The sequence below is a fragment of the Leptolyngbya sp. BC1307 genome (assembly GCF_002286735.1).
Lineage (GTDB): Bacteria > Cyanobacteriota > Cyanobacteriia > Phormidesmidales > Phormidesmidaceae > Phormidesmis.
Genome location: NZ_NRTA01000107.1, coordinates 1 through 2,862 on the forward strand (window position 1 = coordinate 1; position 2,862 = coordinate 2,862).

At 55.0% G+C, this 2,862-nt stretch carries 1 protein-coding gene and 2 pseudogenes; 1 reads left to right on the forward strand and 2 read right to left on the reverse strand.

What is annotated here, in order from left to right:
* Positions 1-90: 90 nt before the first annotated feature.
* Together pstC and pstS are read right to left on the reverse strand one after the other, a co-directional pair.
* Positions 91-1,041 carry a phosphate ABC transporter permease subunit PstC gene (gene pstC / locus CKL79_RS22075; protein ID WP_121971667.1) on the reverse strand — a complete coding sequence of 317 codons (951 nt, stop codon included), beginning with the start codon at positions 1,039-1,041 and terminating at the stop codon, positions 91-93.
* Between the two features lie 138 nt (positions 1,042-1,179).
* Positions 1,180-2,291 (reverse strand): annotated as a pseudogene (pstS, locus tag CKL79_RS22080) (phosphate ABC transporter substrate-binding protein PstS).
* Positions 2,292-2,672: 381 nt separating this feature from the next.
* Between pstS and CKL79_RS23625 the strand changes: the two are divergent.
* A pseudogene (locus CKL79_RS23625) lies at positions 2,673-2,862 on the forward strand (ISL3 family transposase); the annotation flags it as partial.

Genomic DNA, 2,862 nt, shown 5'->3' on the forward strand with positions numbered 1-2,862 from the left:
ATCTTGGCTTTGACTGCACTCTACGCTGCCTGATGAGATCCTGATTACCCGACTACCCCGCTGTCGTCACTCGCCTATACCCACTGTCACCTAATAGCGAATAATTACCTCGGCCAAAATATTGACTGCCAGGGCCAAAATCATTAGCACCAGACCGGCATACATCAGCGCTGCCACCTGCACACGCCCGGCCTCACCAAACTGGGAGGCGATCAGGCCCGTAATCGTCGAACCCGGCTGTAGCCACGAAGTACTGATGCGGTTGGCGTTACCCACCAGCATGGCGGCCACCATGGTCTCGCCTAGGGCGCGACCCATGGCCAGCATCACTGAGCTGATGATGCCAGACAGACCTGCCGGAATCATCACCCGTAAAATGGTTTCCCACCGGGTGGCCCCCAGGGCCAAAGAGCCGTTGCGCAGCTCGCGGGGTAGCACCTCAAAGGTGCCTCGGGTAATGGAAGTAATGATAGGCACGATCATGATGGCCAGTACCAGACCCACCAACAACAGGCTATTACCTCGGGGCGCGCCGCCGCCAAAGATAGGAATCCAGCCCAAGTAGTCGTTGAGAAACCGGAAGAAGGGCCGAATCGCTGGAATCAGCACAAAGATACCCCAAATGCCCAGCACGACGCTTGGAATCGCCACAATCAGCTCAATAGCAAAGGCGATGGGGGTAGTGACCCAGGTGGGCGCAAACCCTTCGGTCAGAAAAATGGCGACTCCAACACCCAAGGGCACGGCAATCAGCACGGCAATAAACGACGTTACAAGGGTGCCGTAGATCATCGGCAGCACTCCGTAGACGTTGGTGACGGGGTTCCAGGTAGTGCCCACGACAAAACCCAAACCAAAGGTTTGAATAGCGGGCCAGGCGGAAATCGCCGTCTGCACAACAATCCAGAGTAAGACGGCCCCAGCCCCGATCGCCAGCAGCAGGGTAAAGCCCCAAAAGCCTACGTCTATAACTCGGGCCGTGCTGTTGCGTTTTTTAAGGCGGCGTTCGGTAAAACCTTTTGATTGATTGGCCAGCGTCATGACAATTCCTTAGACTCCAACAAGTTTCTTCCGTAAACTTCAGCACTAGTGGGGGCTAGCCCAATCGGCCAAAGGGCGAAGGTATAGCCGTTTTGCGGGGATGCCTTGCCAAGGCATCCCCGATACAGCCTGGCTAATTTAGCCAGCATTGACGGTGTCAAACACCTCTTGGATGCGCTCTACCAGAGGATCGGGCAGGGGCACAAACAGCAGCTCTTCGGCCAGGGCATCCCCATCGGGGCCGAGAGACCACTCGAATACCTCGCGCAGAGCCTGCCACTTGGCATCGTCTTCATATTCTTGGTAGATCATCACCCAAACCAGACCCACGATGGGGTAAGAATCTTCGCCAGTAGGGTCAGGGATGAGCAGGGCGAAGTCTTCGGGCACTTCTGCGTCGAGTAGAGCATTGGCCGCATTCTCAGAGGTTGGCTCGACGAAGTTGCCAGCCTGATTTTCGACGATGGCCGAAGAAATGTCGTTGAGAGCCGCGTAGGCGTAAGACAGGTAGCCGATCGCCCCTTCGTTTTGCTGAATGGTAGCGGCTACCCCTTCGTTGCCCTGGCCGCCGATGCCCACGGGCCACTCAACCGAGGTACCAACACCCGCTGCCCAACTATCACAGACGGTGTCGAGGTGGTTGACAAACACAAAGGTGGTACCCGAACCGTCGGAGCGGTGGGCAAAGGTGATGGGCAGGTCGGGAATATCTAGATCGGGGTTAGCGGCGGCGATCGCAGGATCGCTCCACTGGGTGATTTCGCCAGTCACGATGCCGCAATAAGTCTCACGGGTGAGGCTAAGCTCTTGATCGCCAATGCCGGGCAGATTGTAGGAGAAAGAAACGTGCCCACCCACGATTGGCAGCTGGATGGGTGCAAACGGATAGGCACCTGAAAAAGACTTCATCCGATCTTCGGAGTCGGTGATCGGGGCCTCGGATGCGCCAAAGTCTACGGTGCCAGCAATGTACTGCTCTAGACCCGCACCGCTACCTACAGACTGGTAGCTGACTTGCACGTCGGAATCAACGGTGCGGTTGTAGGCATCAAACCAGCGCTGAAAAATCGGCGCGGGGAAGGTCGCCCCAGCACCGCTGATGGCAATGGTGCCGCCGCCACCGCCGCCAGCAGATACGGGGGGTGCATCGGGGCGCCATCGGCCACAGGGGCAGAGCCGCCGCCACAGGCCGCCACAGCTAAAACCATGGGAAAAGTTGCCGCTAGTAAGGCTTTGCGATGAAAAATCATGGGAAACAAGTCCATCTTTAAAACAACTACAGAGTCAGATAGAACGGCCCTTTGAACCAGGCTGCGAAGCTTATCTGAAACCCAACTGAAACAGAAACATCAAATTTGAAGTGGAGGCCCCAAAAAGGGAACTATCACACTATCTAGCGCAAAAGCTTACAGACCTGAAAGCAAATCACTTACCCAACTCCGCTAAGAGAATCGCACAAAAGCAAGGACAAAATCTACCTCTGATTATCGGTACCTTCCGTCTGTTAACTGGATGTTAACCAAGTTTTAAACAGATTGCATATTTCTATGACTTCGGGCTCTTGCGCACTTTAGGTGATCTTGATGGGTCACATGAGAAACAGACTGAGATCCTTATCCTTGGCTACTCTCATGGAACTTCTACAGCATCTACTGCCTAATCAAACCGGTTTAGCCTTGAATCGCTGGAATCTGGACACAGCAAATGGTCGAATCGTCGTTGAACTGTCTTCAACCCAGGCGTGGGCGGAGTGCCCGTTGTGTCACTGTCCTAGTCATCGGGTTCATAGTCATTACGAGCGCACGCTGAAAGATTTGCCAT

Coding starts and splice junctions, on each gene's coding strand:
- pstC (WP_121971667.1), bottom strand. CDS start 1,041: ATGACGCTGGCCAATCAATCAAAAGGTTTTACCGAACGCCGCCTTAAA.